The sequence below is a fragment of the Mycobacterium sp. genome (assembly GCF_035653355.1).
Classification (GTDB): Bacteria; Actinomycetota; Actinomycetes; order Mycobacteriales; family Mycobacteriaceae; genus Mycobacterium.
Genome location: NZ_DASRBZ010000064.1, coordinates 1 through 3,148, shown reverse-complemented (window position 1 = coordinate 3,148; position 3,148 = coordinate 1). Strand labels below are relative to the sequence as shown.

At 66.4% G+C, this 3,148-nt stretch carries 4 protein-coding genes, 2 pseudogenes and 1 riboswitch; of the genes and pseudogenes, 4 read left to right on the top strand and 2 right to left on the bottom strand.

Annotated features, from left to right (window positions below; translation table 11 throughout):
- Positions 1–200, bottom strand: a pseudogene (locus VFA16_RS02070) (acyl-CoA dehydrogenase); the annotation flags it as partial.
- A gap of 97 nt (positions 201–297) precedes the next feature.
- Positions 298–705: a cold-shock protein gene (locus tag VFA16_RS02065; protein ID WP_324966220.1), complete on the bottom strand. Its 408-nt coding sequence runs from the start codon at positions 703–705 to the stop codon at positions 298–300.
- Positions 706–862: 157 nt separating this feature from the next.
- On the opposite strand from VFA16_RS02065, the gene VFA16_RS02060 reads away from it, so the two are divergent.
- The 4 genes and pseudogenes from VFA16_RS02060 to VFA16_RS02045 form a co-directional block, all read left to right on the top strand.
- A complete protein-coding gene (locus VFA16_RS02060; RefSeq protein WP_324966219.1) occupies positions 863–1,267 on the top strand; it encodes a YccF domain-containing protein in 405 nt (134 codons plus the stop codon).
- Complete coding sequence (gene moaA / locus VFA16_RS02055; protein ID WP_324966218.1) at positions 1,264–2,343, top strand: GTP 3',8-cyclase MoaA; 1,080 nt, start codon at positions 1,264–1,266, stop codon at positions 2,341–2,343. Before VFA16_RS02060 ends, moaA begins: the two co-directional genes overlap by 4 nt.
- Positions 2,344–2,347: 4 nt before the next feature.
- Positions 2,348–2,620 (top strand): MoaD/ThiS family protein, encoded by a 273-nt coding sequence (locus VFA16_RS02050; RefSeq protein ID WP_414687613.1) that lies wholly within the window; start codon positions 2,348–2,350, stop codon positions 2,618–2,620.
- Between the two features lie 215 nt (positions 2,621–2,835).
- Positions 2,836–3,044: riboswitch (cyclic di-AMP (ydaO/yuaA leader) on the top strand.
- An 8-nt stretch (positions 3,045–3,052) separates the two neighbouring features.
- Positions 3,053–3,148, top strand: a pseudogene (locus tag VFA16_RS02045) (resuscitation-promoting factor RpfA); the annotation flags it as partial.

The following is a 3,148-nucleotide window of genomic DNA, read 5'->3' as shown; positions in this document are numbered from 1 at the left end:
AATTCGCGTAGCCTCCGCAGAAAGTCCTCGGTGCGAGCCGCCTCGTCGTCGGAGGGCCGGGGAAAGGGGTGGATCAGCTCCAGCGGGAAGCGGCCGAGGAATAGCTCTTTGGCGAATGACGGTTTGTCCCAACCCGTTTCGCGGGATTCCTCGGCTACGGCTCTCGCCTGCTCCTCGGTGACCTGCGCTTGCTGTGTCATCGGGCACCCCCTTGCTTGTTACTCCAGAGTAGCTCGCAAGTTACTGCAGAGTAGCTCGCAATGGAGGCGCAATCGTCAAGCTCGCTGCAAAGAGCCGCTAGGCGTCCAGTTCGCGCGCGACCGCCTTGACCACCTCGGAGACCCGACGGGCCGTCTTGCGGTCCGGGTAGCGGCCCTTGCGCAACTCGGGCTGGATAGCGCTCTCCAGCAAGGTGATCATGTCCTCGACCATGCCGTGCAGTTCATCCGGGCTGTGTTTGTGTTCGGCGGCGGTCTCCCGGCGGGCGCGAGTCAAGCTGGGCGGCGGGTCGATCAGCTTGAGGCTCAAGGCCTGGGGGCCGCGGCGACCCGTGGCCACCCCGAACTCGACGCGCTGTCCGGCCTTGAGCCCTTCGACACCTTCGGGCAATGCCGAGGACCGGACATAGACGTCTTCGCCGTCCTCCTGCGACAAGAAGCCGAACCCTTTGGCGGCGTCATACCACTTCACCTTGCCAGTCGGCACTGGTCTCACCTGCTTGTCTGACGGGTCACACTACGATGGGCTACACAATGAAGCGTCCCGCCTGCGCAGGACGCGATTAATGGCTGATCCTACTCGGATGCCGGCCCGACGAGCACCCCTCTTTCCTCGGTAGGCTGGCAATACCGCTGGAGGAGATATGCGCCTAATCCTGAACGTCATCTGGTTGATTTTCGGCGGCCTGTGGCTGGCCGTCGGCTACCTGTTGGCGGCGCTGGTCTGCTTCCTGCTGATCATCACCATCCCGTTCGGATTCGCGGCGCTGCGCATCGCGTCGTTCGCGCTGTGGCCGTTCGGGCGCACTATCGTCGAGAAGCCAGGCGCTGGCACCGGCGCGGTGATCGGCAACGTCATCTGGGTGGTGCTTTTCGGGCTGTGGCTGGCGATCGGGCATCTGGTGAGCGCAGTGGCCATGGCCGCCACGATCATCGGAATTCCGTTGGCACTGGCCAACCTCAAACTGATTCCGGTGTCGCTGGTGCCGCTTGGCAAAGAGATCGTTCCCGTCGACTCGACGACCCAGGCGGAGTGGGTGCGCACGTGACGGTAACCGCGCTGGGGCTGCCGACGCTGCGGCGCCGAGCAGACGACCCCGTCATGGCCGGCGACGCGCCTGCTGCCGGCGCGCTGGTGGACAGCTACGGCCGGATCGCCACCGATTTGCGGGTATCGCTGACCGACCGCTGCAACCTGCGCTGTACCTACTGCATGCCGGCCGAAGGCTTGGACTGGCTGCCCAGCGAGCACCTGCTGCGCCCGGATGAATTGGCCCGATTGCTGCACATCGCGGTCACCCGACTCGGCATCACCAGCGTGCGCTTCACCGGCGGCGAGCCGTTGTTGGCCCGGCACCTCGAAGAGGTGGTGGCCGCCGCCGCCAGCCTGCGGCCCCGGCCCGAGATCGCGCTGACCACCAACGGTCTCGGCTTGGACCGGCGGGCAAGGGCACTCGCGAAAGCGGGCCTGGACCGGATCAACGTGTCGCTGGATACCGTGGACCGGGCCCACTTCGCCGCGATCGCCCGCCGCGACCGGCTCCCGGACGTGCTGGCCGGCCTGGCCGCCGCCAAGGACGCTGGCCTGGAGCCGATCAAAGTGAACGCCGTACTGGACCCGGTGACGGGTCGCGAGGACGTCGTAGACCTGCTGCGGTTCTGCCTCGAACACGGCTACCAGTTGCGGGTCATCGAGCAGATGCCGCTGGATGCGGGGCACCAGTGGCGCCGCGGTGCCGCGCTCAGCGCCGACGACGTGCTTGCGGTGTTGCGGCCGCATTTTCACCTGCGGCCCGACCCTGCGCCGCGCGGTTCGGCACCGGCCGAGCTATGGCAGGTCGAGGACGACGACGGCCGCGCCGGAAAGGTCGGCGTTATCGCATCGGTGTCACATGCGTTCTGCTCGGCCTGTGACCGCACTCGACTGACCGCGGACGGCCAGATCCGGAGTTGCCTGTTCGCCACCGAGGAGACCGATCTTCGAACCCTGCTGCGCGTTGGCGCCGACGACGACGCGATCGAGGCGGCCTGGCGCGCCGCGATGTGGGGAAAGCCCGCCGGCCATGGCATCAACGACCCGCATTTCATCCAGCCCGCCCGGCCGATGAGCGCGATCGGTGGCTGAACCGATCGTCAAGGACGAGCCCGGCGACGTCCGGGTCACTGTCCGCTACTTCGCGGCGGCGCGCGCAGCCGCCGGCGCCGAGTCGGAAACGGTTTGCGTGCGCCCAGGCGCCACTGTGGCCGAGCTGGTCGACGGCTTGGCTGCCAGCAACTCGCGGCTTGCGGCGGTGCTGAGCCGGTGTTCTTACCTGTGCGATGGAATCGCCGTCCGAAACATGCACACAACGCTTCGCTCCGGCGAGACGCTCGACGTGCTTCCCCCATTCGCGGGCGGCTAAACCTGTGATTTCACTCACATAACGGTTTGATCACGGCGTGGATACGGACTGATCTCGCCGCCCGCGACCTGCGTTAACGATCCGCTTTCCTGGCGTTTTCCCGAACGGGCGCAAGCGAAACGCCGCGCAAACGAAGACATGACGGAACCGGCGTGACCCGATACCGTCTTCCGCGGGCTTGCCGAGGCATTACCGGGTGGCGGGCCCTCTCCGCCTATCGCGCCGAGCTCCATCCAGTAGGCGGGGACGTCGACAACACGATGGATGGAGGCGGGGGACCCACCGGTCCACCGGACCGTACTGGAGCCGTTCGCGGTTCCTTGGGGTGAAGCCACGTCGTTTCCCGCGGATGACGACGATGGCCGGGCAACCTCTCCAGCCCGAACCCGACAGCTGACCTCGTGGGCGCCTACAGGGAGGAATTACCGACGTATGAGCGGACGGCACCGTAAGCCCACGACATCGAATGTCAGCGTTGCCAAAATCGCCGTAACCGGAGCCGTCATTGGTGGCGGCAGCATGGCTTTA

Bases quoted from the DNA above. Each gene is read 5' to 3' on its own strand.
- VFA16_RS02060 (WP_324966219.1), top strand. From the start codon at position 863: ATGCGCCTAATCCTGAACGTCATCTGGTTGATTTTCGGCGGCCTGTGG.